The organism is Sorangium sp. So ce145 (genome assembly GCF_051525985.1).
GTDB lineage: Bacteria > Myxococcota_A > Polyangia > Polyangiales > Polyangiaceae > Sorangium > Sorangium cellulosum_B.
The window spans coordinates 7790452-7815173 of record NZ_CP150315.1 but is presented as its reverse complement, the minus strand read 5'-3'; the positions used below and the strand labels follow the sequence as shown (position 1 = coordinate 7815173).

Below are 24722 nucleotides of genomic sequence, written 5' to 3'. Positions count from 1 at the left end.
ATCCATGAAGGCCGCGGCCGCGCTGGTGAAGGACATTCGCGAAGAGCTCCGGAGCATCGACGATCAGCTGAGGGCTCACCCCTATCCGGACGCCATCGAACGGGGAGAGGTCACCGTCGAGGGATTGAGGGCCTTCCCGGGCCACCAGCACCACGTGGTGCTCAGCGACCTGCGCTCGATGGCGATGATGCTCCAGCGCTTCGGGGACACGCCCTGGCGCGATTTCTGGAGCGGCTCAGGCGTATGAGAAGATGTTCTGGGACGCGATGATGGCGCTGGGAGCACAGAAGCGCGCGGCCAGCTAGCGCCGCCCTTCCTCGCGTTCACACCCGTACTTCTCGCGGATCTCCACCGCCATCCGGTGCACCACCGCGCCGGCGTCGGCGCGCACGTGCAGCTCCAGCCCCGGCATCAGCTCCACGCGCCGCCACGCCCGGCCGAGCTCCTCCGTGTCCGCGCGCTCTCCCGCGCCGGGCGCTGCGCTCTCGGGCGGCTCCGGCGGCAGCACCTCCTTCGCCAGCTCCTCGAGGGGGATCGCGGCGAGCTTCCGCTTGATCTCCGGGAGCAGCAGGTTGTGCTCGCGCAGCTTCTTGATCGCGAGCGCCCGCACGAGGTGCTCGCGGCCGTACGTCGTGCGGCGGCCGTGGAACGCGGGCTTGTCCATCAGACCCTCCGCGAACCAGTGCTTGATCGTGCCGGTGCTGACACCGGCGGCGCGCGCCAGCTCGACGGCGCTGTAGCCGCGCGGGGCGACAGGGGGCGTGGGGACCAGGGGCATCGAGATATCCTAGCCAAAGAACCAGACAAATGTCGACAGAATCTAGACAACAACTTCTGATTTCCAGGTGGATGGAGGCTCCAACAAGATATTGTTGACAGAAATCTGGCTAATATCAGGCGTGAACCAAAGAATCGTCTCAAAAAAACAGAATGATGTACCCTGAATCCAGAGAAACGGCTCAAAGAACGAGCGAATCGAGTCGCCCCGATCGTGCTGGTCGGGTCGACGAGGGCGGTCGGCGCGGGCGGTGGTACACCCTGCCTTCATGACGACGACGGGCGCGCCGCGATCCATCTACCTCCCCAGAGCCTTCGAGGCACCCGACCTCGCCGACCTCCACGATCTCATCGACGCGCACTCCTTCGGCATGCTCATCGCGCCCGGGGAGGACGGCGTGCCCATGATTGCGCACCTGCCGTTCCTTCTGGAGCGCGACAGCGGCCCTCACGGCACCTTGCTCGCGCACGTCGCGCGGGCCAACCCGATCCGGCGCGCGCTCGACGGGAGCACGCCGGTCCTGGCCGTCTTCCGCGGGCCGCACGGGTACATCTCGCCCGGGTGGTACGCCTCGCGCGACGACGTGCCGACCTGGAACTACGCCGTCGTCCACGCGCACGGCGCGCCGCGGGCCATCGAGGACCACGACGCGCTCCTCGCGCTGCTCGCGCGCCTCTCCGACGTGAACGAGCGCGGGCAGCCCGAGCCCTGGAGCCTCGCGGAGCTCTCGCCGGAGAAGCGATCCGCGCTGCTCCCCGCGATCGTCGGCTTCTCGATGGAGATCACGCGGATCGAGGCGAAGCTCAAGCTGTCGCAGAACCGCCGCCCCGAGGATCGCGACGGCGCCATCGCCGGGCTGCGCGCGCGGGGCACGCCCGACGACCGCGCGCTCGCGGAGGTGATGGAGCGCGCCCGCCCCCGCTGAGCCGTCAGGCTTCGCGCGCTCGCGACCTCCACGATCCTCGCGACCGGACAGGAAATGACGAAGCAGTACGTCGATGCAGTGATCCGAGGGGACTTTCAGGATGCCCAGCGCATCTTCGAGCGGCTCCCACAGAAGGGGCGCCTGCGCTCGTTTGATCCCGGACAGATCCTGGTCGAGCACAGGGCCGACTATCACGATCGTGTACTTACCTGGCTCGGCGTCGAGGGAATGAAAGGCGCTTGGCGTGCTGCAGTGAACGGGAGGTGGGTCCTCTACGGTTTCGACGATAACATCGTCTTGAGCCCATGCATCTCCGCTGATGACCAGCAGGCTTTGGTGCGCCACGGGTTTGTGGACTGACGAGGTCAGGAACGTCTTCCCGTGTGGCAGTCGTCAGTCTGACCCCCTCCTGCCCCGAGCTCGAGCCCCCAGCGGACGTTCGCTCACGTGTCCGGTTGCGCGCCACGATCGGCATCTGCGGGGGCCGCTCCCCGCCGCCGTTCCAGCCGAGCGCCGGGGGGCCGCGGGGCGCCGCGTTCACGGGCGGAGCGGCGCTTCCTCGAAGCGCTCCCGGGGGGGCTCCACGCCGGCGGCATCGAAGCGGGCGCCGGGATCTTCGCGCCCGACGAAATGATGATCGCGGGGACGGAACCCGGAGATTGTACGGCGGAAGGCCTCTTCATCAGGCGCTTCCTTCGTTGCCCCTGGAGCTTGCTTCCCGGCAGCGCGGTCGGGCTTCGTAACTCGTTGGATTCAGGGTATTTTTAGCCTGTTCGGCGCTCCGAGTCGCGGTCGTGGAGGGACGGCTCCTCTACAGGTACGGGAGACATGAATGTTTAGAGTGAACAAGGTGTTGGCAGGGATGGGCTTGTTGTCGGTCGGACTTACGTCCTGCGTCGACCACGTCGCAGGTGATGAACCGGCGGTCGCCGGGATGGAGCTCGATGAAGCGGAACAAGGGCTGGCGAATGGAACGCTCGTCTCGAACCGCTGGGCAGGCGGCATCGTTGATATTGGTTTCTGGGACGGGAGTCAGTGGGTCATGTCCGGCTGCAGCGGGCAGGTCGTGTCTCGTGATGCGATAGTGCTGGCCGCCCACTGTGTTCGTCGCTGGCTGACGCCGGATACGGCCAATCCGCCGAACGTCAACTACAATCCGCCGGATACCGGGACCACGTGGTTTGCGGCCTACCGAATGAACGAAGACGGCACCTGGACTTGTATCACGGACCCCGCCGGTGGTTGTCAGTTGCAGGCAAGCTGGGCGGTGCCGTCGACGTACCTGGGCGTGTACCATACGGCGACGCAAGCATGGACCGGTGACAACGCGGATCGCGATGTCGCCACGCTGAATTTTGGCACGAACTTCGCGAACGTGGTGCAGAAGGACGCAGCCTATCTGAACTCAGGCGGTGACTCGACCATCGGGACCGCCTACGGTTACGCAGACTCGCCGGCGAGCGACGGCAGGCTTCGGGGGGGAAATTTCTCTGGTATTGCCTTGAGCGGCGGAGCCTACACAAAGACTGTCCCACAGGCCGACCCGCACCTGTGCGCCGGCGATTCGGGCGGGCCGCTGCGCTTCCTGACCAGCGCGGCGACCACTCCAGAAAGCACCGTTCGTTCGGGGGTCCTCCTGGGAGTCAACTCCAAGGGAGGGTGTAGCGGCGCCAATGTGGGCAACATCTGGGCGCCGATCAACAGCAACCGTACCTTCATCGAGAACAACATCGGCCGGGCATGCGCCACCGTGGTTCAGAACGGTTGGAGCACCCGCGACTGCTGGTGAGCTTCGGAGCGCCCCGGCGACCGCTCGTCATCGACCGGTGTTTCTGGCGGGACGATTCCGCGGGGGCGAACCGTTGCGATCCGTCGCTTCCCCGGGGATTCTGGGAGGGCGTGAGGACGGATCGCAGGGCTCTGCTGAGATCGCCCGCGGCAGTGGCTGCATGGCGATAAGCAGTCACCGGTCGGACTGACGGATCTTGGATCTCGCCGACAGCACGTGCTCTCGAGCCGTCGTGTACCGCTCGCCCGTCGCGGCTTGGCGCTGACGGATCAGCCGCTTCAGATCCTTCTTGATGGTCATGTCGTCACCTTGCACCGGCGCGGCGTGCCCCATACGCCCCGCGCCTCGCGGAGTTGACGAGCATCGAGAATGGCTCGAGGAGAGGGCTCCCCTTCGCCCTCGGCGGCGGTCCGGTATGGGCGGACCGCCTCGGGCTGCGCATGAGCAGTCGCAGCCTCTTGGCTAGATAGCGGTGAAAGCTGGTCGAGCCCATAGGATCGCAATCAGCTGCGCGGACCGACGACGACGGCGTCCACGTCGGTCACGGGCCCGCCCACGGCTGGCGCCCGCGCAGCTCGCGCACGTCGAGCTCGCCGGCGTCGAGCAGGCCGGAGGCAGCGTCGTGGATCTGATACGCCATCTTCGCGCCGCCGAGCGGCTGGCTTTCGACGAATATGCAGCGCAGCTCGCCTGGGGCGAAGCCGCACTGGTCCTGGATCGCGCGCAGCAAGCCATCGCGGTGCAGGTGGCCGTCGCCGAAGTTCCAGCCGAGCGCGAGGCCGCCGACGAGCTCGCCGTCGAGGTACTCGTACTCGTGGAGCGGGCCCTCGATCGCCTTCGGCAGCAGGACCGGCAGCGCGCGGCCCTGGAGGTGCATGAGGCGGAACGCGAGCACCTTGCCGACGAGGCCGACCGACGTGGCGTGGTCGTAGAACCGGTCGAGCTGGTCGTAGATCCACGGCGCGGCCTTCACGAGCCGGTCGAGCTTTCGATAGCTGTCGCCGCGGAACAGCCACACGCTATAGGGCCAGTTTCCGGCGTAGTACCGCATCGCGAGCAGGAACGAGATGCGCCCTGGCGCGATGTTGCCGAGGAGCGGAACAGCGACGAGCATGATCGCGAGGAGCGCGCCGAGCCGCGGCGGGCCGACGTCGAACGGGTACGCGCCGGGGTGGGCCCAGAACAGCGCGAACACGCCGTAGACCACCATCAGGTTCCACTCGATCGGCGCGCCCATCGGCACATTGCTCGTAATGAAGGCGTGGAGCGCGAGCGCCATCGCGATGCCGACGGCGATCGCCGTCTCGCCGGTCGAGCACGCGAGCACGATGGGCACGCCGAGCTCGAGCGCGGTGCCGGCGTGGCTCATCGCGATCGCGAGCCGCGACGGGCGCAGGTCGTCCGGATAGCGGACGTACATGCGCCGCCGCAGCCACGCGAAGCGGGCGAACGGGCTATTGCTCGTCATCACGCACACGACGGTCGGGAAGTGGTGGTTGAGCTTCGAGACGCCGGCCCAGAGCCAGAGCGCGAGCTGGACCGCCTTTGCGCCGCCGATCCAGTCGGCGGTGGCCGCGAACACGACGACGGTGGTCCAGTAGTGTTCGGCGCGCAGCGCGAGGAAGATAGTGCGATCGGCGACGGCGAGGACCGGCACGAGCGCGGCGATCGGCACGAGGTGCGAGGCGCCGAGCGCGGGGGCGAGCAGCGCGCGCACGAGCAGGGCGAGCAGCGCGAAGTATAGAGCGACGTCGAGCGGGGTGCGCCGCGTGCCGCCGAGGAGCGGCGCGCGCGCGAACAGCGCGAGCTTCGTGGTGCCGGGGCGGAGGAAGTAGAGGGCGCCGCCGACGGGCGGGGCGTAGCGTCCGCTGAGCGGACCGAACCCGCAGCCGAAGCCCAGGCCCTCGAACAGCATGCTCCACAGGATCGCCTTCTGGAACGCGAGCGGGTGCAGCCACCAGTCGCCGATCGTCGAGAGGCCGCCGAGGCTCGGCGAGGTGCTGCAGAACAGGACCCAGGCGCCGGCATAGAGGGCGAGCTTGACCGCGTGGAGCACGTAGACGGCGAGCGGCGCGCCGGAGCCCTGCAGCGCCCACGCCTCGCAGACCATGCGTGCGCGCTCGGGGAACGGCCGCTTGGCCCAGTCGAGCGGATCGTACGGCGGGGCGAGCGGACGCAGCAGGGCCACGGCCGCGATGCTACCCGAACGCGTCCCCCGGCTCACGACATCGACGCGCGGCGGGTCTGCCATTCGTCGCGGGAGAGCTTGCGTTCCGGCGAGCCCCTTTTGCGGCTCGCCTGCACTCCATCCGGCGAGCCCCTTTTGTGGCTCGCTTGCACTCCAGCCCCTCCGGTGAGCACCCCAAGCTCCCTCACCACCCGCAGGCGCGGCCCAGCGTGCGTCCGCTGATTACCTCAGCTCGTAGACGTCCACCCCACGGCACGCCGAAGCGCCCCGTAACGCGCTCCGCGCCGTCCGGACCACGCTCTTTCGACCCAGGACCGAGCCATCACGACGCTCGCGGTCCCACCCTTTCGCTCTGCCGCGCTACACTTCTTCGCGCTGCGATCCGGCTTCTTTTACCTACGCGCAAGGAGGCGGCGGAGGAGATCACGCGCCTGCCCAAAGGGGCACAAGACGAGGCGTTTCGGCTCTTGATCCAGGCGGCCGCCGTCGACGGCGAGATCGTCCCGGAGGAGCGCGCCTACTTGAAGGCGGTCGCGGACGTCCTCGGGATCAGCCAGGAAGAGATCGAGCAGCGTCTGGCCAAGCAGCTCGCCGCAGCGCCGTGAGGTAGCTCGCGATTCGCGTCATTCGGCCGTGTACGGCTGCGACACCCGTACGACGCGCCCCACCTGCCCGCCGGAGATGGCGCGCATCGAGCGGCCCATGCGCTGCACGATGGCGTAGAAGTACCCTTCGTAGGTCGGGTCGAAGGTGCAGAGGACGAAGTTCATCACGCCGTCCGCGGCGTAGATGTAGCGCTCGTAGCTGAGCACGCCGTTGCGCTTTTCAAGCCGCGTCGTGGTGGTGACTTTCGGGTCGCCGACGTGACCGGGATCGGGTTTGGCGTTCGCCGGCACGTTCCCGTAAGAGAAATGGCCACCGATGGCGCACTCGAGGAGGTGTTTCGTCTCGCCGGCGGCCGCGCCCGCGTCGGCTCCGGGGGCGTCGTAGTAGAACCAGCGTCCGTCTCCGTTCGTCGACTGCGGGGTCGCCGTGAGGAACAGGGGCACGTCGACGGCCGAGGCGAAACGCGGAAAGTAGGCGCGCCCGTACTCGATGCTCTCGGGGGCGCCCGGCGGCAGGGCTCCGCTCGCTTTCACGCGGTCTGGGCCCAGGGGAGGGCCCGCGCTCGGTGGGTCGTCGCCGAGCTCGGGATCGCTGCAAAGCGGGCAGTCCCAGACGCGCTCCTTCCAGTTCTTGCGAAACGTATCGATTTTGGCGCTCATCTTGCGCGCCGTCTGCACGTCACCCTCGTCGATGATGCGCCAGGCGCCGTCGTCCTGCTTGAAGACCAAATACGCGTCCACGCTGCCCGGGGCCGCGCCCTGGCTCTGCCAGGTCTTGCGAAAGCGGGCGATGCGGTGCTCCGCCGACTCGCTCCAGCTCGGGCTCTCGAGCTTCTGCGAAAAGCCGGGGTGCTTCGCGACGTAGTCGAGCTTGGCCTTGACCGCCGCGCCGCGTGTCACGATGCGCTCGTACAGGGTGAGATTCTTGGCGTACATCGCCTCGAGCCCCGAGCGATCGGCGGCGTTGGTCGCAGCGTTCCAGCGCTCGAGCGCGCTCTCGAGCGCCTTCTCTTCGAGCGCCTCGGGGGCGGGCGTTGCCGGTGGTGTCGGCGCGGAGGCGGAAGGCGCGGGAGCCGCCGATACGATCGGAGCGCGGGTCGCACTCGAGGTGCTGCTCGGGATGGCTTCGGACCTGTTCCGGCAGGCAACCGTGCTCGCTAGCGCCAGAGTCGCCACAACAATCGCACCCGTGCCGATCTCTTTCATGAGCGTCGCCTCGAGCGCATCCTAGAGCGACAAACGGGTTGAAACCACGAGAGAAAGCAGGAATTCACAGGGAGGCGGGGAGAGTGCGACCAGGCAAGGCTGGTCCCGAGGGAAAGGAGTGAGCGGTAGCTTCTGAAATCGGGTTTCGCTGTCCAGCGGGTGCGAATCCCGCCCGGCCAAGGTCACGCCCGACCAGCCGGAAGCCAACCTTGCGACGGACCCCGTGAGGGGTTCGGCGATGCGTAGGCAGGTGAGTGAGCGAGCCGCAGCGTGCCAGCCACGAAATTCTCCAACGTCCGGGTGCCCAGGGCGTTCTCCCGCCTGAAGGCAACAGCGTCCTACCTCGCAAGGGCGGGAGGGGGACGCACCCGGCGGGGTAGCTGGCTGCGGCGCGCAGCAAGAGGACGGCCCAGGCACCTGGGAGGCCCTCGTCTCTCCACGAGAAACGCCGGTACGACGGGGAGCCGGTGATCCGTCCCCGGGGCGAGACATGCCGCGGATGCCCGTGTCTCGCAGCCGAGCCCAGCGGGCTCCGCAAGGAAAGGCGCATCCGCCTCGCGGTAGGCCCACAGCAAGGGGAACCGGAGCCGAAGCCGAAGGAGACGAGGGAGTCGGAGGGTCCCATACGAGCGACGACGCGGGCGAACGGAGGGCACCGGAGCCCGTCAAGCAAAGGGGACCCGTGTCGAGAGGAACTTCAGGAGGGAACCATGATCGCTGCCACGACGGCGAACACCATGTCACCGGGACTGTTGAAGGTAAGGGAGAGAGCGGAGCGAGACCCGGAAGGGGTCCTCCTCGCGCTGGCGCACCTCATCGACGAGGAAGCGCTGCAGCGAGCGTACCGCAGCCTCCGCAACGAGGCGGCGGTGGGCGTGGATGGCATCACGAAGGAGCAGTACGGGCAGGACCTGGAGCACAACGTCCGCGATCTGCACGCGCGGATGAAGTCGATGCGCTACCGGCACCAGCCCATCCGACGGGTGCACATCCCGAAGGAACGGGGCAAGACGCGACCGATCGGCATCTCGTGCACCGAGGACAAGATCGTCCAGGCCGCGGTGCGGGAGATGCTGGAGGTCATCTACGAGCCGGTCTTTCGAGACGTCTCGTACGGGTTTCGGCCCGGTCGCAGCGCGCACGACGCGCTGCGAGCTCTGAACCGGATGCTGCTCGGCGGGGTGGAATGGATCCTGGAGGCCGACATCGAGTCCTTCTTCGACAGCATCGACCGCACGAAGCTGATGGAGATGCTCCAGGCCCGGGTCGCCGACAAGTCGCTGCTGCGGCTGGTCGGCAAGTGCTTGCATGTAGGGGTCCTCGACGGCGCGGAGTTTTATGCGCCAGAGGATGGGACGGTGCAGGGCTCGGTCCTGTCGCCTCTGCTGGGCAACGTCTACCTTCACCACGTGCTCGACTTGTGGATCGAGCGCGAGGTCCAACCGCGGCTCGTGGGCAAGGCCACCCTGATCCGCTACGCCGACGACTTCATCATCGGCTTCGAGAGGGAGGACGACGCCAAGCGGGTGACGGAGGTGCTGCCGCGGCGCTTCGAGCGGTACGGACTGAAGCTGCATCCGGACAAGACCCGCCTGTTGCCCTTCGGCCGCCCGGACAACGGGCAGCCCGGGGGCAAGGGGCCGGCGACCTTCGACTTCCTCGGCTTCACGCACTACTGGCGGCGAAGCCGAGCGGGTCGATGGATGCCGAGCATGAAGACACGCAAGGCGCGCCTCCGACGGGCCATCACGGCCGTCGCCGACTTTTGCCGACGCCATCGGCACCGGCCGGTCAAGGAACAGCACGCCGCGCTCACACGGCGCATCGTCGGGCACCGCAACTACTTCGGCGTCAACGGGAACCTGCGGAGCATCGCGCTCCTGATCCGTACGACCGAACGGGCATGGCACAAGTGGCTATGCCGGCGGAGCCAGCGTGCGCACCTGAACTGGAAGCGGTTTCAAGAGCTGCTGCGGGATTTCCCGCTGCCTAGGCCGCAGATCCGCGTCCAGATCTGGACGTCCCCCTGAGCCCTCTCGGCGGAAGAGCCGGATGGTGGAAATCTCCTTGTCCGGATCTGGCGAGGGCCCCCGGGGTAGTTGACCGGGGGCTACTCTACCGGGGAGCGAGAGACGGCAAGAGCGAGAGATTCATTTTTTTTTTCTTCCTCCCCGCCTCCCCGCCTCCCTGTGAAAATTCTCCGGGTTTCAACGTGATCGGTATTCTAGTACTACAGCCGTACTTGCGGCTCATCCGCGGCTGTAGGCGGGCGGACGGACAGGGATTTCTCGACGATTTTGATGCCTACAGCCGCACCTTGGACCAAGTACGGCTGTAGTACTAGGGTCCCGGTCAACTTTGTAACCCAGGCCCCCGGTCTGTACCGTCCTGGCCGCCGCACGCGACTTGCAGCGTCGCCGAGACCAGGGCGAGCGCGAGCATCGATGTGATGCGAGTTCCTTCGTACATGAATCCTCCTGAGGCGAATGGGCTGATCGGGGGGCGGAGCGCGCCGGCGGGCCGGCGTCAGGGCGTCAGCGCGAAGCAGTAGAGCCCGCCGTAACCGCCGCCGGACCCGACGGTGGGCGAGTCGTCCTGGGGCGGGCCCTCCTCCACGAGGTAGACGCCCGGCGCGCACCCCGGCGCGTCGTGGGACGATATCCACTGGGACCCGCTCATCGCTGCGCCGAAGTTCCTCGGCCACGAGTGTCCGACGCGCGGTTTCCCGGAGGCACTGTCGCCTGTCGCGCTCGTCCAGTCGTTGCACGTCGCCGTCGGGCCGACGAGCCGCCCTTGCCTGTCGCTTCCCGTCAGGGTGTCGTGGTTGTCCACCGCGGGCTGGCTCGGATCGGCCTGGTGGTTGGGGACGCCGTCCTCGTTGGGCAGATCGTTGATGATCGCCTCGTCGGCCCCGCTGGGACGCGTGCTCGGCAGCTCCTCTTTGCTGTTCGCGACCAGCCGGCCGAGCCGGTCGTACCAGGGCCCCTCGCCGATGCGATCGATCGCATTGACCTGCTTGCCGTCCTCTCCTGCCGTGGCGCTCAGGAACGCGCGCCACCCCTTGCTGCCCGCGCCCGGGAGGCTCTTCTCGGCGATCGTCGCGCAGATCTTGTCCGCGCCGCGGAGACCGGCGCCCGGCCCCGTCTCCCCGAAGCGGAGGTCGCCCCCGAAGCCGTCCTCGGAGCCCGACAGCTCCCGCATGGCTTTGAGGCTCGTCACGAAGAAGCTGAACTTCTCGGTCGTCCCGCCGCCGGTGGTCACGCCGCCGCCGGAGGTCGCGGCGTCGCCGCCGCCGCCGGAGGTCGCGCCGCCGCCGCCGGAGGTCGCGCCGCCGCCGCCGGAGGCCGCGCCGCCGCCGGAGGTCGCGCCGCCGCCGGAGGTCGCGCCGCCGCCGGAGGTCGCGCCGCCGCCCGAGGCCGACGACGAACTGGTCGCTCCGTCGTCCAGGACGCCCTCGTCCGAGCCGGAGCAGCCGAGCATGGGCGACAGCAGCGCGAGGGTGAGGGGGAGCATCAAGGGATGATAAGCGCTTGTCATGGTCTTCGCTTTCCTGTGGTTGTTGCCTCGGGCTATCCGTTGCGCCGTGAGCCGGCGAGGCTCACTGGCACGTGAGATCGGCATGGCGAGCTTCACGTGGACGGTGGAGATGCCGGCCTGACCCGGCAGGGCCCACTCGACCGCCGGATCCGCCGGGGCCATCGGGCGCCGGCGGGTCGTTGCCGTCCGTCGTCGAGCTCGAACCGTTGTGCGACAGAAGGCTCGAGACCGCACCTCGAGACCGCGCAAAGGATGCCGACCCGCCAACCTCGCCGGGGGACGAATTTTGCAGTCTGGAGAAGTTTTGGCGACATCTCGATGGCGATCTGTCGGCCCGTTGAGGTCGCGGGTCAATGTCTTTGGCGCCGCGCCCGCGAAACCCGTGCAGGCGCGTACCTGTCGGTCCGGGGTTGCGCTCGGCGAGGTTCACGACGGCATCGCCCCAGGTGCCTGCGCTCACCGGCTGCCGAGCCTGGACGGGCGCGCGCGCAGCCGCGGCGCATGGACGCTCTCGCCATGGCGGGAGCGGAAATCGGCGAGACCAGGGCGAGCGCGAGCATCGACGTGATGCGCGTGCCTTCGTACATGAATCGTCCTGAGACGAAGCGCGTAGGCAAATCAAGCCGGATCGCAGCGCGAGGAAGTGGAGCGCGGCAGAGCGAACGGGTGGGACCGCGAGCGTCGTGATGGCTCGGTCCTGGGTCGAAAGAGCGTGGTCCGGGCGGCGCCACGCGCGGCGGATAGGAAACCATAGAGCTCTCGGCCGTGTCGAGCCCCGTGGGAACGGCGCCGGGCGAGCCGTCTATCGCGCATCAAACACCCGCTCGCCCCGTCGCAGGGACCGCGCGCCGTGCATTGGGTGCAGCTCTGGCTCGACGACCGCGACGTGCGTTCGCCATGACGGGCTCGGGCCGGGTGCCCACCTACGCCGCGTCGAACCCGAGCGCCATCGGTTCCCACGTTGGATCGCGCGCGGGTGCTGCCGTTCGGGGCTGCGAGGGCAAGTTCAGATGATCGAGGATGCGGCGCACCACCGCTGAGTCGGTGATCGTGGAAAGCACGCGCATCCTCCGTTCGCATCTCGGGCAGCGGAGCGCATCGAAGCCGAACGAACGCTTCATGAGCACGGCCCACTCGACGTAGCGCGACGTTGCGAACAACTCCCCTTCGAGCAGCCGCCCCCAGTGCAAGACCGAGATCAGGGTGGACGCTATACGCCCATCGGGCAGGAGCTCGATTCGATCGAGTGCGAAGGCCGGGCGGGAGCAGTACCGCACGAGCCTCTCGCGCCCCTGATCGTCATTCGCTGCGATGCGCACCGCGCAATGCACGTCAAACCCGTCGCACGCCGCGGAGAAGCGCCGCTCTCGGCGCTCGAAAGCCGCGTCGGGACTGTCCTTGTGCTCGAAAGGCCGCGCAAGATACGCTCCACCTGCGAGTGCGAGCTGGGTACACGCATCGAGCGCGGAGGGCTCGATGGTCTCGTTGCTGCGCTCCTCGGCCGCGCGCTCGTCGAGGTAGCCGCGGCGCCGTAGCCAAAGAAGCGCACGCTCGCGCACCCGTCGCGCCACCTCGCTGACATCGTCCTTTGAAGGCGGCGGCGCATCGTGGAAGCGCACGCCCATGGCGGTCTTCTCGAAAACGCCGTCGATTGCCAGCGTGTGAAAATGGACGTGAACGTTCAAGCTCGAGCCGAATCTCTGAGGGAACCCGACCGAGCCCGTTCGTGCGCATGCGATGCTCGCGAGCCGCGTGGTTACGCGGGCGATCTCCTCCGCGAAGGTGCGCTCCATCGCCGCGAGGACGTCGGACCTTTTGGCCGCAAGCGCGCGCAGCTGACGGCGCTTCGCGCCGCAGGCCAATTCAACGTTGGGCTGGCAGAGTGCGGGCACGCAGGCAAGATCCCGAAACAGGCGGCAGCGCATCGAGGGGCCCGACAACAGGGCGGCGAGCGAAGGAGAATCCCGCGGCGCTGCGCCGCCAGGCCAGGCGCCGACCCCGATCGGTGATGCCGCGGGCCCTTCACCGCGGGCGACGCGACGGCGGAGGGCGCCCCGTTGGGCCACACCAGAGCCGCCCTCGGCGGCGAAACAGGCGGAAGCCATGAGAATCGCTACTGTTTCCAGCGACCGCTCGTCATCGACCGGTGTTTCTGGCGGGATTTCTGACGCGCGGAATCAGTCCCTCGGCTCCCACGGGACCTGGATCCGCACTGGAGTCGCCTCGAACGACGCACCCGGGCCGCGGCCGAGCTGGCCGTGCGTGTCGAGCCCCCAGCAGTAGACGTCGTTCGCGCCGGTGAGCGCGCACGCGTGGCCGTTGCCGAGGGCGACCGTGGCCGCGTTCACCACGCCGGAGACCAACCGCGGTACGGGCGCGCAATCTGGAGACCCCGGCCGGCACTCCCCGGCGGTCGCCGGGCTCGTGCGCGACGGGGTTCCCCAGCAGTACACGGAGCCGCCCGACCTCACCGCGCACGCGTGCTCGTAGTACGCCGCGACGTGCTTCACATAGTCGATCTTCGCCCGCACTGGCTGCGTCGCGCAACGCCCGTTCCCCGGGCACCACTCGGGGGAATCGTTGCCATCGACGCCCCAGCCGAGGCCGCCGAACTGGTTCTGGCCCCAGCAGAACAGCTGGTGGATGGCGTCGATGCCGCAGGTGAAGTCGCGGCCCGCGGCGAGCTGCATGAAGCCGATCAGAGCGCCGTCGCGCGTGATCGGCCTGGACGCGACGTCCAGGCCCGGGCCCAGCCCGAGCTGACCCACGCCGTTGTCGCCATAACAAACGACGTTGTTCACCGGATCCTGCCCGCGCGCGGGTGAGAAAAGGACGCACGCATGGCCGTACCCCGTCGCGACGGAGAGCGCGTGGAACCCCGTGGCGTCCACCTGCGGCGCCGCGCCCCAGCACTGGATATCCCCGTCCGGCGCCAGCACGGCGCAGGCGTGGTGCGCGCCCGCGGCGAGGCCGACGGCCCCCGTGACCGGCGCCTGCACCGGGACGGCGCTGCAAGGGTAGCCGAGCCGTGGACAGTCGGCGGTCGGCACGCCGAGCTGGCCGTGGTAGTTCATGCCCCAGCACCAGACGGTGCCGTCCAGCCGCCGCGCGCACATCGAGAGGTCGCCGATGGCGAGCTCCACCACGCGGTCGAGGCCGGGGATCCAGGTCGGGGTCGAGTGATCGACAAAGCTCCCCAGTCCGAGCTGCCCCGTCTCGGCGCTTCCCCAGCAGGCGACGTGACCGTGAATGCCCACGACGCAGGTGTTGTCGCCGCCGGCCACGAGAACCATTTCTTGCGGGGGGAACGGGGTGGTCTCACTTTCCGGCTCGGGTTCGGGTTCGGGTCCTGGCTCGGGTTCGGGTTCTGGCTCGGGTTCGGGTTCTGGCTCGGGCTCGGGCTCGGTGACCGGCGCGCCGGTATCACCGGGATCGGCGACTGGCGAGGATCCACCATCGCCGGTGGGCGGCAATCCGCCGTCGACCGGCGGCGGATCGCCGGGCTCGACCTCGACCCTGGTGCCACACGAGGCCGCGCTCAGGGCGAGCACGGCAGCGACCGAAACGAAGGCAAATGACGATGTGCTCATGATCGCAAGGATGCCGCTCGATCGGCGCGCTGGGCCTTAATCCGACCTTAATCCAGGGGCGCCTGCGCTCCGCGGCCTCCCGCGTTGCGCGCGGAAGCCGTCGCCATGGTCGACGCCGTCAAGCGCCGCAATGGGCCGTGTACAGGGTGATCGGGGCCGTCAGATCACGAGCCCTGCCAGCGCCGCCGCGAGCAGCGGCGATATCGACATGGCGCTCGCCGCGATCGACGCAGCGAGCGCTCCGCTCGCCGACCCCGCCGCTGCGCGCAGCAGCGCCCGCTTCTCTCCCTGAATCATGCCGGCGAGCGGGAGCGGCCCGTGGCGGTAGGCGCCCGCGTCGCCGTGCGATGCGATGGGCCGCGCGAGCGCCGGGCCAGGGGCGAGCTGCGCGTCGGCATCGACGCGGGCGTCCGGAGAGCCGTCGTCGAAATGCACCCAGCCGTCCTCGTCCAGCGTGCCTTGTCGCATCGCCTCGAGCTCCCGCACGCGGCGCGCCCTCGTCCGGAAGCGCAGGAGGAAGAGCGCTGCGATCGCCGCGCCAGCCGCGGCGCACGCGAGCGGGAAGCGCCCGAGGGCGAGCGGCCCGAGAAGGAGGCCGGCGCGCAGCACGGCAGGCTCCATCGACTCCTCGTGGAAGGCGCGCCGAGGGCCAGCGCCGTCCATGATCCAGACACGAGCGCCGGCGTCGTGGCGGAAGACGAGCCGCAGCTCCTCGCTCATCCGGAGCGTCAGCCGGGGGAGCTGCGTCCCCGACGCCCCCATGAGCCACAGGTCGCACGTGTCCACGATGCACTGGACCTTCACCCGCGCCGTGGCGTCGCCGCGCTCGCTCTTCAGCAGGATGGCGTCGTGCCACGAGCTCGCGACGTGTTTCATGGCGGGGAACGACTCAGGGGCCGGGCCTATGGCGCCGAGCACGGGGAGAGCACGGATGTACGCCTCGATGTCGGGCACGAGCGCCGAGCGCGCCGCGCCGGCCCCGACGAGCAGGGTCGCCGCGGCGAGCGCGGCCGCCGCGCCGCGGCTGGCGGCACGGGACACAGCCGGCGCGACGCGGAGCCGGCTCGCGGCGACGGCGCCGAGCCCGCCTGCGACCCCCAGGGCCAGGGCGGCCTGAACGACCACGCGGGCCGGCACGCCGGCTGGATCGCCTTGCGCGGCCCACCGCATGAGCACGGGCGGGTAGCCCAGGCCGTACAGGGCGAGCGCGAGCAGCACCGGCCCCTGCGCGATGAGCGCCCCCGAGGCGACGATCTCCCCGGTCGGGCCGAAGCGGCGCCGGCCGGCGCGGAGGAGCCACGGCAGGGCGACCGTCGCCACGAGCGCGGCCGACGCCACGATGGGGAGGTCGGGCAGCCATGCATGGCGCACGGCGACCGCCGCGGTGAGGGCGGCAATCACGACCAGCGCGGTGCGGAAGCCGAACACCGCCGCTTCGTGCGGGGGCGTCGCGCCGGGGTGCGGCGCGGGGGAGCGGAAGAGATCGTCCATGGGAAACCGCCTGTCGGACTCCCAAGCTATCAGCGAAGCCCCGGGGATTCTGTAGGACGGCTCAGCCCGCGCGGCGAGCCGACCGCTGCTAAGGGTCCAGCACCCGGAGCAGCGCGCTCGACCCCGGCGAGACGGGCGCGGGGTGCGTGGTGACGCCGAGCCCGTCGAGCAGGGCGGGCGACGCGAAGAGCCCCTCCGCCGCTCCCTCGGGCACCCACCCGGAGAGCTCCAGCAAGTCGCCGCCCGTCAGCGTGCCTTCGCCGCTCGCCTGGAGCTCGCCGACGTGCACGCAGAGGCGGACGTGCACCCGCCGGTCGCGCCCCGCGCGCGCCTCGAGCCGCCGCCTCAGCGAGAGCGCCGCGCCGAGCGCATCGCGGCGCGCGGCCTCGTCGCGCGCCGGATCGAGGGGCCGGTCGGCCGTGACCAGCGCGGTCGTGCCCGTCTCGACCGCGGTCGAGAACCCCGCCTTCGTGAGCTCGGACAGCGCGAAGGGCAGGACGGACTCGAAGTCGTCGAGCAGGTCCGGCGTCGGCTCATCGAGGGCGCCCGGGTCGGCCTGCACCTCCACGTGGATGCCGATGGCCGAGCGCCGGGGCGCCGCGGCCGCCTCGCCCGCCGCCCGCGGCGCCGCGACGGCCGCGCGCAGCTCGGTGAGCAGCTGCCCCGCCGACGGCTGGCGCTCCGCCGGGTCCTTGCTGAGCGCCCGCAGCACCACGTCGTCGAGCGACGGGCTCACGCGCGCCTGCGCGCTCGGGCGGGGCGGGCTCGCGAAGAGGTGGAGCTGGCGCAGCACCGGGAACGACGCGCCGGCGAACGGCGGCTCTCCCGTGAGCATCGCGTACGCCAGCGCGCCGAGCGCGTAGACGTCCGTCCGCGCGTCGACCGGGCGGCCCGTGAGCTGCTCGGGCGACATGCTGGAGGGCGAGCCCAGGACGTGCCGCGACGTGGTCAGCGCGGGCCCCGGCGCGTCGAGCAGCTTCGCCACGCCGAAATCGAGCAGGACCACGCGGGGGCCGCAGCTCTGCATGTCGCCCGAGCACAGGAAGACGTTGGACGGCTTCACGTCGCGGTGCACGATCGCCTGCGCGTGGGCCGCGTCGAGCGCGCTGCAGAGCGGCTCCAGGAGGGCGAGCGCCTCCTCCAGCGGGAGCCGGCCGCGGGCCTCGAGGTGCGTCTCCAGGCTGACGCCGTCGAGCAGCTCCATGACGAAGTAGGGGCGGCCGTCCTCTAGCCTGCCGACGTCGAGCACGTCGACCACGTTCGGGTGCCGCACCCGCTGCATCACCACGACCTCACGCTCGAAGCGGAGGCACACGTCAGGGTGCAGCGCGAGCTCGGCGTGCAGGACCTTGATCGCCGCCTTCGTGCTGCGCGTCGCGTGCTCGCCGCGGTAGACGACGCCGAAGCCGCCCTCGCCGAGGACGCTCTGGAGCACATAGTCTCCGGCGCGCGAGGGCTCCTCGGCGCTGCGCCGGCCACCCGCGGTGGGTTCGTCCCCGGCCGAGAGGGTGACCGTCTCGTCGGTGGGGCTCACCACCCCGCGCGGCGCGCTGGGGATGGTGTCGTCATCGACGTGTACCATGCTGGCCCGCGACGATAGCATAGGCGTGGTGCGCGCTAATGCGCGCGCCTGCGCGCCCGCGTTAGCGCGCCTGCGCGCCTGCGTCAGAGAGAGGCCGAGTGCATCGCTGTCCTTTGTGTCACCGGCGTCGCGAGGGCGTGGCGCCGTGCCCCTTCGACGGATGGACGCCGCCGCCCGGCGAGCCCTCCGCGCCCGCTCCGCCGCGTGTCCCCGGTGTCTCGCTCGGCGAGCGCCTGGGGCAGGGCGGCTTCGCCATCGTGTGGGCGGGGGTCTCGGACGATGACGGCGCCCCTGTCGCCGTCAAGGTCGGCATGTCCACCACGCCGATGCTGGAAGAGCGCTTCCGCCGGGAGGCCGACGCGCTCGAGCGCATCGGTCCGCCGCACGTGGCGCGGCTCCACGGGTGCGGCCGGCTCGACGATGGTCGCCCCTACCTCGTGATGGAGCGGCTCTTCGGCCGCACCCTCGCCTCGGAGCTCGCCGCCCTGGCCGCCCCGCCCGATCCGGGCTGGGTCGCGGCGCGGGCCGACGCCGTGCTCGCCGCGCTCGAGGCCGCTCACGACAAGGGCGCGATCCACCGGGATCTGAAGCCGGAGAACCTCTTCATCGAGCGCCGCTCCGGGGCGGCGGACGAGCGCGTCGTGCTGCTCGACTTCGGGCTCACGAAGCGCTCCGAGCGCACGCCCGGCGATGCGGCGCGCGAGGAGCTGCTCACCCGCAGCGGCGTGGTCCTGGGGACGCCCGAGTACATGGCGCCGGAGCAGTTCCGCGGCGAGGCGGTCGACGTGCGCGCCGACGTCTACGCGTTCGGCGTCATCCTCTTCGAGCTGCTCACCCTGCGGCTGCCCTTCGCGGGCGACGGCGCCTCGCTCGAGCATGCGCACCTCACGCTGCGCCCGGAGCGCCCGGGCGAGCTCGCGCCGGTGCCCGCCGCGCTCGAGGAGCTCACGCTGGCGTGCCTCTCCAAGGATCGCGAGCGCCGCCCGGCGGACGCGCCCTCGCTGCGGCGCGCCCTCGCCGCGGCGCGCGAAGGCGGCGCGCGCCGCGGCGAGGGCGCGCCGGTCGAGCCGGGCGCGCCGCGCCACGGTGCCGCGGCGCCGGCGGACTCGACGAGCGCCAGGCTGATCGCCGGCGGGCGGAGCTCGGTCGTGCTGCTGGTCGCCGACACGACGGCCGCCGCGTCGCCCGTCATCGCCTCCGTGACCGGCCGCAAGGGGTTCATCACACGGCAGCGCGGCAGCCGCTACGTGGCCGTCTTCTCCGGCAAGGACGCCGATCACCCGGCGCAGGCCGCGCTCGCCGCCGCGCGCGAGCTCGCCGGGAAGCACGGCGCGCGCGCGGCGCTGCACCTCGCGTCGGTCACCCTCCGCCGCAGGGCGCGGGGCGCCGTCTCGGCGTACGGCGCCGCCGTCGAGCGACCCGAGACCTGGCTGCCGCCGGAGCCGTGGTCGGGCGTCGCCCTCTCCGCCGAGATCGAGCGCGTCCTGCCGGCGCGCGAGGATAGCGACGGCCGGCCCGCCTCGGCCGAGGCCGAGCCGTCCGTCGAGATCGAGGTCCCGCTCGCGGGCCGCGACGACGTCCTCGCGGCGATCGCGGAGAGCGCGCGCGCGGCCTTCGACGGCACGTGCCCGGGGCTGTTCACGCTGATCGGCGATACCGGGCTCGGGAAGAGCCGCCTCGCGGCGGAGGCCGCCTCGGCGGCGCTCCGCTGCGACGCCGGGGCGCTCGTGGTCTCGCTCCGCGCGGCGCAGCCGCTGCTGGGCGACGCGGCGCGCGACGCGGCCGAGCTCCTCGGCCGTGTCCTCGACTCGCCCGCGGAGGCGCCGCCGGACGTCGCCGCGTTCTGCCGCGAGCGGCTCGGCGCCGCGCTCGGCGAGGCGACGTGGCCGTCGGTCGCGGCGGCGCTCGGCTGGTCGCCGCTGCCCGCGCGCGGCGCGCCCGTTTCGCTCCACCACGGCGTGGTCCAGGCGCTTGGCGAGGCGCTGCGCCGGCGCGCCCAGCGCGGGCCGGTCGCGGTGATCGTCGACGACGCGCACTGGGCCGACGACGCGCTGGTCGACGCGCTCGAGTACGCCACGCTCGACGGCTCCGGCGTCGCGCTGTGGGTGCTCGTCGCCGCGCACCCCCGCTTCGAGCAGGTGCGCCGCGCCTGGGGCGCGCGCACCCAGCGCCACGACCGCGCGGCGCTCGCGCCGCTCGACGACGCGGCGGCGATGGCGCTCGCCGCCGAGCTGCTGCGGCCGGCGGAGTACCCCCCTGCCGAGACGCGGAGCCTGCTCGCGCGCTGGGCGGGCAACAACCCGGCGTGCCTCGTGGAGCTCGTGCGCTCGCTCAAGCGGGCCGGCCTCGTGAAGCGCCGCGTGAACGCCGGCAGCCACTACGTCGCCACGGCCGAGCTCGACAACCTCCCCCCGTCGCCCGCGTGGCAATGGCTCGCGGAGCGGCGGCTCGACGCGCTCTCGCCGGAGCTCGCGGCGTGCGTCCGGCTCTGCGCGGTGCTCGGCGACGCGTTCGCCCGCGCGGAGCTCGAGCAGATCCTGGACTCGATCGCCCGGGCGGGGGAGGCCGGCACGCCCATCGACGCGGGCTACGGCCTGAGCGCCCTCGTCGAGCACAGGATCCTGGAGCGCGGCGCGGGCGAGCGATATTCGTTCCAGAGCGCCGTCTTCCAGGACGCGGTGGTCGAGCTGCTCGACCCGGCGGAGCGCGCGCAGATCCACCGGCGCGCGCTCGCGTACTTCACGGCCAGGGTGGAGGCGGAGGGGCCTCGCCCGGAGCTCCTTGCGCCGCTCGCGCGGCACGCCGGCGGGTGCGGGGCGCGGGAGGCGGCGGCGGACGCGTGCCTCACGCTCGCCGATCTCGCGTTCGCGCGGCACCGCCACGTCGAGGCGGACCGGCACTACACGGCGGCGCTCTCGTTCGCGGCGGCGGACGACGCCTGCCGGCGGGCGCGCGCGCTGGCGGGGCGGGGCAAGAGCCGCTACCGCGTCGACCGGACGCGCGAGGCCACGGACGACCTCGCGGCCGCGCGGGCGCTGGCCGCGGAGCTCGGCGACGACGCCTCCCTCGCGGACGTGCTGCTCGAGGAGGCGGCCGCGCTCGACTGGGCGGGCGAGTTCGATCGCTCGGCCGAGCGCGTCGGGGAGGCGCGCGCGCTCGTCGACCGGCTCGGCGCGCGCTTGCGCGCGCTTGAGGGCCGCGCGCTCGTCGCCGAGGGGCGCACCTGCTTCCGGCGCGGCCGGGTCGCCGAGGCCGTCGAGCTGCTCACGCGGGGCGCCGCCGGCGCGGAGGCCGAGGGCGACTACGGGACCAGGATCGTCGCGCTCCTCCTGCTGTCGCCGGCCTTGATGTGGCTGGGAGAGCTCGACCTCTCGAACGCCCGCTTCGACGAGACGTTCGCCCTGGCGTCGTCCGCCGAGGACTGGCCTCACCTCTGCGCCGCCTGCACGTGCCGTATCCCGCTGAGGGCAATGCGGCGCGAGCTCGACCTCGCCATGGCGGACATGCGCCACGCCATCGCGCTGGCGCGCGAGCTCGGAAACCCCGTCCTGGAGCGCCACGTGACGCTGAACGCGGCGGAGCTGCTCCACGCCAGCGACCACGGGGAGGAGGCGCTGGAGCTGGCACGCCGCGCGCACGTGCTCGAGCGGCGGTTCTTCGAGCACGCCGCGCCCGAGTGCTCCGTGCTCCTTGCGCGCATCCTCGTCTCGAGGCGCTGCCACGACGAGGCGAGCCGCCACCTCTCGTGGATCGAGCGGAGCTGCCCGCCCGACCCCTCGGCGCCCTCGCTGTGGGCGTTCTACCGCGCGCTCCACCTGGTGCTCTGCGAGCACGGCCTTCGCGCGCGCGAGCCGTCCGCGAGCGCCGATCCGTGGGACGACGTGCTGTCGCGGTGCCGGGGCGGCCTCCTGGCGATCGAGCTCGTCGAGCTGCTCTCGATGCGCGCCGAGATGGCGATCGCCGGCGGGCGGACCCGGGAGGCGTCCTGCGCTCTCCAGGAAGCGGCGGCGCAGCTCGACGAGGCGCCGGGCTTCCGCGCCCGGCTCGCGCGGCTCGCGGCTCAGCTGGATCGGATGGCGGCTCCGGGCATCAGCGGGTGAGGGGCAGCGCCTCCATCCGATGCCCCCGGGCGCCCGTCTTCGCGCCGGAGCCAGATTGTAAATATTGGATATAGTTTGAAATTTTCTTGAAAGGGCGCGCCTGCGTCCCGTGCGGGAGGGGGTCGACTGCCTGGCACGGAACCTGGAAATAGCCGGTCAGAACGCGCCGCACGGCGTCGCCTCAGGAGAAAATTATGTCGAGCTTGGGAGCCCCGGTTACAGCGCTGCTCGGTACGTGCCTGTTCGCGATTGGATGCGTGGTGTCACCGGCGCCGGATCACGACAGCGAGGAAGACATCGCGGCCGAGGACGATGTGGCGTCGGTCGAGCAGGCGTATGTCTTTCCCAACGGCGACGATCCCGAGTTTTTCTGGGAGCCGCGGACGATACAGATGCTCCAGCGGCTCGCCATGGCCCCGCTCGCGGACAGCGCTGGCAAGCTCGCGAGCACGCCGCTCCTGGACACGGCGCAGGGCCGCAAGCTCCTCCACTATGTCGTGGGCTGCGCGCTCCGCCCGGACATGACGGTGAAGGGCGTGGTGGGCGCGTCCTCCTACGTGTACAAGGGGGCGCTCGGCCTCGCGGCCCCGTGGCGGAGTCAGGCCATGACCCTCACGTCCCCGCAGCGCTGGGTGACGGCGTGTCTCCTCCAGACCTTGAACGGCTTCCTGGAGGAGGTGCCGATCCGCATGGTGGGCCACCATCCTGGCCTCGCGGACGCGCCTTGGATGAACCCGGCGCAATACACGTTCCCGGACGCGACCATGTTCGGCAACATCTTCGTCCCGGGTCAGGAAGTCGCTTATGCCTGCGCGGATGAGGGCGCGCAGCTCGCGTGCGGCGCTGTGTTGTGGAGCGACTTCGCGAAGCTGCGCATCTGCGACTCGTCGCTGACGTGCAAGCTCACCCTCCTCGGACCGTGCAATGGCTCGCTCCCGAACGAGACGGACTGCACGACGAACGCCGCCGGTTATGCAACGTGCCACGCGGACGGTGTGTCGTACCCGGAGTCGATCTCGTCGAAGCTCACCGCGGACGGCGCCTTCAACCTCTATCCGAGCTGCGGGCTCTGAGGCGCGGCGACGCTCGTCCACCAGGAGCACCGCCGGCGGCCCGAGCAGCCGGCGCGGCGCTGTCGACGAAGGGGCGTCTCTCTAGGGAACGGGGCTCCACGAGGCGTTGCCGCCGTAGGCGATGAACGCGGGCACGGCCCCGGCGTCCCGGGTGTCGACGACGACGACGCTTCGAATCCTCGGCTCGCAGCCGAGGTAAGGGCATAACGAGAGCGTGAAGGCGAGGTGGCGATCGTCGGGCGCCCAGGAAGGCTCGTAAGCGCTGTAGAAGGGGCGCGGAAACGCGCTGGTGAGCGGGCGCTCGGCGCCGCCGTTCGCGTCGAGCAGCGAGATCTCGTTCCGATAATCCGCGCCGAACCCTCCCTCGCGGACGGACCACGCGACGGCGATCTGCGAGCCCTTCGGCGAGACCTCCGGGCGCATCGAGCCCGCCACCCAGAACGCGCCGAGCCCCTTGATCCCGGTGCCATCGAGGGCGGTCGTGAAGAGCTGCGACCGCTGGCAGCAGAAAGCCCCCGTCGGGCTCGCCGAGAAGAGCAGGCGATCGCCGAGAGAGCGGGCGGCGCTGAACATGCGGTTGCCCGCGTCCGGCAAGCGCCTGACGCGCCTCGTGGCGATTTCCACCGAGAGGAGGTGCTCCGCGTCGAACTCGCCTGCGACGCAATGAACCGCGTCGCCGCCCGGCGAGAACGTGCATTGGCTCAGCGTCGCCGGCTGGCCGATGCGCTGGTCGTCGCCGCTCGCGACCTCGACGAGGTGAAGCTCTTCCAGGCCCTCGTCCGACGGCGCGCGCGCCCTGGCGACGTAGGCGACGCGGGCGCCGTCCGGCGAGATGGCGAACGAGGGCTCGCCGTACCATGCGGAGAATTTGCCGGTGATCGGCCGCTGCTCCGTGCCGTCCGCGTTCATGAGGAAGACGCGCCAGGCCATCCCGTCGCGGTTGCTGAGAAAGGCGATCCGCCGGCCGTCGCCGAGGAAGGTGGGCGCGATGTTGCGCTGCGTCTTTCGCGTGAGCTGCGCCTCGACGCCCGTCGCGAGGTCCATCGCGAAGACGTCGCCCGAGCGCATGAAGGCGATGCGCCCGGACGCGAGGGCGAGCTCCTTGGCGCGGCGGAGCCGCGGAGGCCTCTTCTCCGCCTCGGGCTCACCGAGCCCCGCGTACTCCTTCACCCAGTCGTCGAACGTGCCAATCGGCCTGCGCGGGGCCGGGCCTGTCGATTCCGCGGTTGCCTCTGGGGGCGGCTGGTAGGGAGCGGTCGGAGGCTCCGCACTCGGCGCTGGCGACGTCGCGAGGGCAGGGGAGGCGGTCGGAGCCGGGTCGGCGCACTGGACCGGGGCCGCTGCGCTCGATGCGCTGGGCGGGGGAGAGGGCTCGCCGTCGCTCGCCGGCCTGGGGGTGCACGCGGCGAGCAGGAGCCACGCGATCGCGGTGCGCTGCGTTCGTTCGTGCATGGTCATGGGAGAACGCCGCGGCAGGGGGCGCTCATCCCGTTACCGGAGCGCTGCGCCGCCAGCCGCTCGAAGAGCAGGGCTCCTTCTGGCGCCCACGCGAGGGGTGATAGGCTCGCGCGATGAGCGCCGCCGCGCCGCCCACCCTGGAGGAGGCCTTCCCGCGCTCCCTCGTCCGCGCGCGCTCGCCCGTGGGGCGCGTCCTCGGAGTCGCGACGATGGCCGCCGCGCTCGCATTCCTCTACGCGGGCGCAGGCCTCGATTTCGTGCTCTTCCCCGAGGAGGACGCGCAGCCTGCGCTCGTCCTCGAATACCAGCTCCGCCCCCTCCGCACGCCCTCGGACACGCCGCTCCAGATCCTGCACCTCGGCGCCGCCATGCGCGGCGTCTTCTAGCGCGGGCGCGCGTC

Annotated in this window: 20 protein-coding genes; 10 read left to right on the top strand and 10 right to left on the bottom strand. The window is 71.0% G+C overall.

All coding sequences use genetic code 11. From position 1 onward, the window contains the following. The first annotated feature begins 4 nt into the window (after positions 1–4). Positions 5–247, top strand: a complete 243-nt coding sequence (locus WMF34_RS28650) for a hypothetical protein (protein WP_157906963.1) — start codon at positions 5–7, stop codon at positions 245–247. Positions 248–301: 54 nt separating this feature from the next. Here WMF34_RS28650 and WMF34_RS28645 read toward each other — a convergent pair whose 3' ends face one another. Further along, on the bottom strand, positions 302–778 hold the full coding sequence (locus tag WMF34_RS28645) for a helix-turn-helix domain-containing protein (protein WP_012238175.1): 477 nt from the start codon (positions 776–778) through the stop codon (positions 302–304). Positions 779–1046: 268 nt separating this feature from the next. Here WMF34_RS28645 and WMF34_RS28640 point away from each other — a divergent pair, with 268 nt between their 5' ends. From WMF34_RS28640 to WMF34_RS28630, 3 genes are all read left to right on the top strand, one after another. Further along, positions 1047–1703, top strand: coding sequence for an FMN-binding negative transcriptional regulator (locus WMF34_RS28640; RefSeq protein ID WP_437989791.1), 657 nt, complete (start codon positions 1047–1049; stop codon positions 1701–1703). A 54-nt stretch (positions 1704–1757) separates the two neighbouring features. Beyond that, entirely contained in the window at positions 1758–2063 is a 306-nt protein-coding gene (locus WMF34_RS28635; RefSeq protein ID WP_012238173.1) for a hypothetical protein, read from the top strand. A gap of 481 nt (positions 2064–2544) precedes the next feature. Continuing rightward, on the top strand, positions 2545–3492 hold the full coding sequence (locus tag WMF34_RS28630) for a hypothetical protein (protein WP_157906962.1): 948 nt from the start codon (positions 2545–2547) through the stop codon (positions 3490–3492). Between the two features lie 174 nt (positions 3493–3666). On the opposite strand, the gene WMF34_RS28625 is transcribed toward WMF34_RS28630, so the two are convergent. Both WMF34_RS28625 and WMF34_RS28620 read right to left on the bottom strand, forming a co-directional pair. After that, a complete protein-coding gene (locus WMF34_RS28625; protein WP_269454199.1) occupies positions 3667–3792 on the bottom strand; it encodes a hypothetical protein in 126 nt (41 codons plus the stop codon). Between the two features lie 241 nt (positions 3793–4033). After that, positions 4034–5680 (bottom strand): DUF3556 domain-containing protein, encoded by a 1647-nt coding sequence (locus WMF34_RS28620; RefSeq protein ID WP_197539337.1) that lies wholly within the window; start codon positions 5678–5680, stop codon positions 4034–4036. 467 nt (positions 5681–6147) lie between these two features. On the opposite strand from WMF34_RS28620, the gene WMF34_RS28615 reads away from it, so the two are divergent. Beyond that, on the top strand, positions 6148–6285 hold the full coding sequence (locus tag WMF34_RS28615; RefSeq protein ID WP_437989790.1) for a hypothetical protein: 138 nt from the start codon (positions 6148–6150) through the stop codon (positions 6283–6285). Between the two features lie 18 nt (positions 6286–6303). On the opposite strand, the gene WMF34_RS28610 is transcribed toward WMF34_RS28615, so the two are convergent. Continuing rightward, a complete protein-coding gene (locus WMF34_RS28610; RefSeq protein ID WP_437989789.1) occupies positions 6304–7491 on the bottom strand; it encodes a hypothetical protein in 1188 nt (395 codons plus the stop codon). 710 nt (positions 7492–8201) lie between these two features. Between WMF34_RS28610 and ltrA the strand changes: the two genes are divergently transcribed. Further along, positions 8202–9521 (top strand): group II intron reverse transcriptase/maturase, encoded by a 1320-nt coding sequence (gene ltrA / locus WMF34_RS28605; protein ID WP_012233364.1) that lies wholly within the window; start codon positions 8202–8204, stop codon positions 9519–9521. Between the two features lie 496 nt (positions 9522–10017). Here ltrA and WMF34_RS28600 read toward each other — a convergent pair whose 3' ends face one another. The 3 genes from WMF34_RS28600 to WMF34_RS28590 all read right to left on the bottom strand — a co-directional run bounded on the left by WMF34_RS28600 (position 10018) and on the right by WMF34_RS28590 (position 14312). Then, positions 10018–11004: a hypothetical protein gene (locus WMF34_RS28600; RefSeq protein WP_437989788.1), complete on the bottom strand. Its 987-nt coding sequence runs from the start codon at positions 11002–11004 to the stop codon at positions 10018–10020. Positions 11005–11951: 947 nt separating this feature from the next. Further along, positions 11952–12953, bottom strand: a complete 1002-nt coding sequence (locus tag WMF34_RS28595) for a transposase (protein WP_437989787.1) — start codon at positions 12951–12953, stop codon at positions 11952–11954. A 252-nt stretch (positions 12954–13205) separates the two neighbouring features. Next, a complete protein-coding gene (locus WMF34_RS28590; protein WP_437989786.1) occupies positions 13206–14312 on the bottom strand; it encodes an RCC1 domain-containing protein in 1107 nt (368 codons plus the stop codon). Positions 14313–14324: 12 nt separating this feature from the next. Here WMF34_RS28590 and WMF34_RS28585 point away from each other — a divergent pair, with 12 nt between their 5' ends. Then, positions 14325–14606: a hypothetical protein gene (locus tag WMF34_RS28585; RefSeq protein ID WP_437989785.1), complete on the top strand. Its 282-nt coding sequence runs from the start codon at positions 14325–14327 to the stop codon at positions 14604–14606. Positions 14607–14777: 171 nt separating this feature from the next. Here the strand turns inward: WMF34_RS28585 and WMF34_RS28580 are convergent, their stop codons facing one another. Both WMF34_RS28580 and WMF34_RS28575 read right to left on the bottom strand, forming a co-directional pair. Beyond that, positions 14778–16109, bottom strand: a complete 1332-nt coding sequence (locus WMF34_RS28580) for a hypothetical protein (protein ID WP_437989784.1) — start codon at positions 16107–16109, stop codon at positions 14778–14780. A gap of 88 nt (positions 16110–16197) precedes the next feature. Beyond that, positions 16198–17691, bottom strand: coding sequence for a serine/threonine-protein kinase (locus tag WMF34_RS28575; RefSeq protein ID WP_437989783.1), 1494 nt, complete (start codon positions 17689–17691; stop codon positions 16198–16200). 137 nt (positions 17692–17828) lie between these two features. Here WMF34_RS28575 and WMF34_RS28570 point away from each other — a divergent pair, with 137 nt between their 5' ends. Together WMF34_RS28570 and WMF34_RS28565 are read left to right on the top strand one after the other, a co-directional pair. Further along, positions 17829–21791 (top strand): protein kinase domain-containing protein, encoded by a 3963-nt coding sequence (locus WMF34_RS28570; protein ID WP_437989782.1) that lies wholly within the window; start codon positions 17829–17831, stop codon positions 21789–21791. A 194-nt stretch (positions 21792–21985) separates the two neighbouring features. Then, positions 21986–22864 (top strand): hypothetical protein, encoded by an 879-nt coding sequence (locus WMF34_RS28565; RefSeq protein ID WP_012238163.1) that lies wholly within the window; start codon positions 21986–21988, stop codon positions 22862–22864. Positions 22865–22945: 81 nt separating this feature from the next. Here the strand turns inward: WMF34_RS28565 and WMF34_RS28560 are convergent, their stop codons facing one another. Then, positions 22946–24322, bottom strand: coding sequence for a TolB family protein (locus WMF34_RS28560; protein ID WP_437989781.1), 1377 nt, complete (start codon positions 24320–24322; stop codon positions 22946–22948). A 113-nt stretch (positions 24323–24435) separates the two neighbouring features. Here WMF34_RS28560 and WMF34_RS28555 point away from each other — a divergent pair, with 113 nt between their 5' ends. After that, positions 24436–24708 carry a hypothetical protein gene (locus WMF34_RS28555; protein WP_437989780.1) on the top strand — a complete coding sequence of 91 codons (273 nt, stop codon included), beginning with the start codon at positions 24436–24438 and terminating at the stop codon, positions 24706–24708. The last annotated feature ends 14 nt before the right edge of the window (positions 24709–24722 follow it).

Coding starts and splice junctions, on each gene's coding strand:
- WMF34_RS28650 (WP_157906963.1), top strand. CDS start 5: ATGAAGGCCGCGGCCGCGCTGGTGAAGGACATTCGCGAAGAGCTCCGG.
- WMF34_RS28645 (WP_012238175.1), bottom strand. CDS start 778: ATGCCCCTGGTCCCCACGCCCCCTGTCGCCCCGCGCGGCTACAGCGCC.
- WMF34_RS28640 (WP_437989791.1), top strand. CDS start 1,047: ATGACGACGACGGGCGCGCCGCGATCCATCTACCTCCCCAGAGCCTTC.
- WMF34_RS28635 (WP_012238173.1), top strand. CDS start 1,758: ATGACGAAGCAGTACGTCGATGCAGTGATCCGAGGGGACTTTCAGGAT.
- WMF34_RS28625 (WP_269454199.1), bottom strand. CDS start 3,792: ATGACCATCAAGAAGGATCTGAAGCGGCTGATCCGTCAGCGCCAAGCC.
- WMF34_RS28610 (WP_437989789.1), bottom strand. CDS start 7,491: ATGAAAGAGATCGGCACGGGTGCGATTGTTGTGGCGACTCTGGCGCTA.
- ltrA (WP_012233364.1), top strand. CDS start 8,202: ATGATCGCTGCCACGACGGCGAACACCATGTCACCGGGACTGTTGAAG.
- WMF34_RS28600 (WP_437989788.1), bottom strand. CDS start 11,004: ATGCTCCCCCTCACCCTCGCGCTGCTGTCGCCCATGCTCGGCTGCTCC.
- WMF34_RS28595 (WP_437989787.1), bottom strand. CDS start 12,953: ATGCGCTGCCGCCTGTTTCGGGATCTTGCCTGCGTGCCCGCACTCTGC.
- WMF34_RS28580 (WP_437989784.1), bottom strand. CDS start 16,109: ATGGACGATCTCTTCCGCTCCCCCGCGCCGCACCCCGGCGCGACGCCC.
- WMF34_RS28575 (WP_437989783.1), bottom strand. CDS start 17,691: ATGGTACACGTCGATGACGACACCATCCCCAGCGCGCCGCGCGGGGTG.
- WMF34_RS28565 (WP_012238163.1), top strand. CDS start 21,986: ATGTCGAGCTTGGGAGCCCCGGTTACAGCGCTGCTCGGTACGTGCCTG.
- WMF34_RS28560 (WP_437989781.1), bottom strand. CDS start 24,322: ATGACCATGCACGAACGAACGCAGCGCACCGCGATCGCGTGGCTCCTG.
- WMF34_RS28555 (WP_437989780.1), top strand. CDS start 24,436: ATGAGCGCCGCCGCGCCGCCCACCCTGGAGGAGGCCTTCCCGCGCTCC.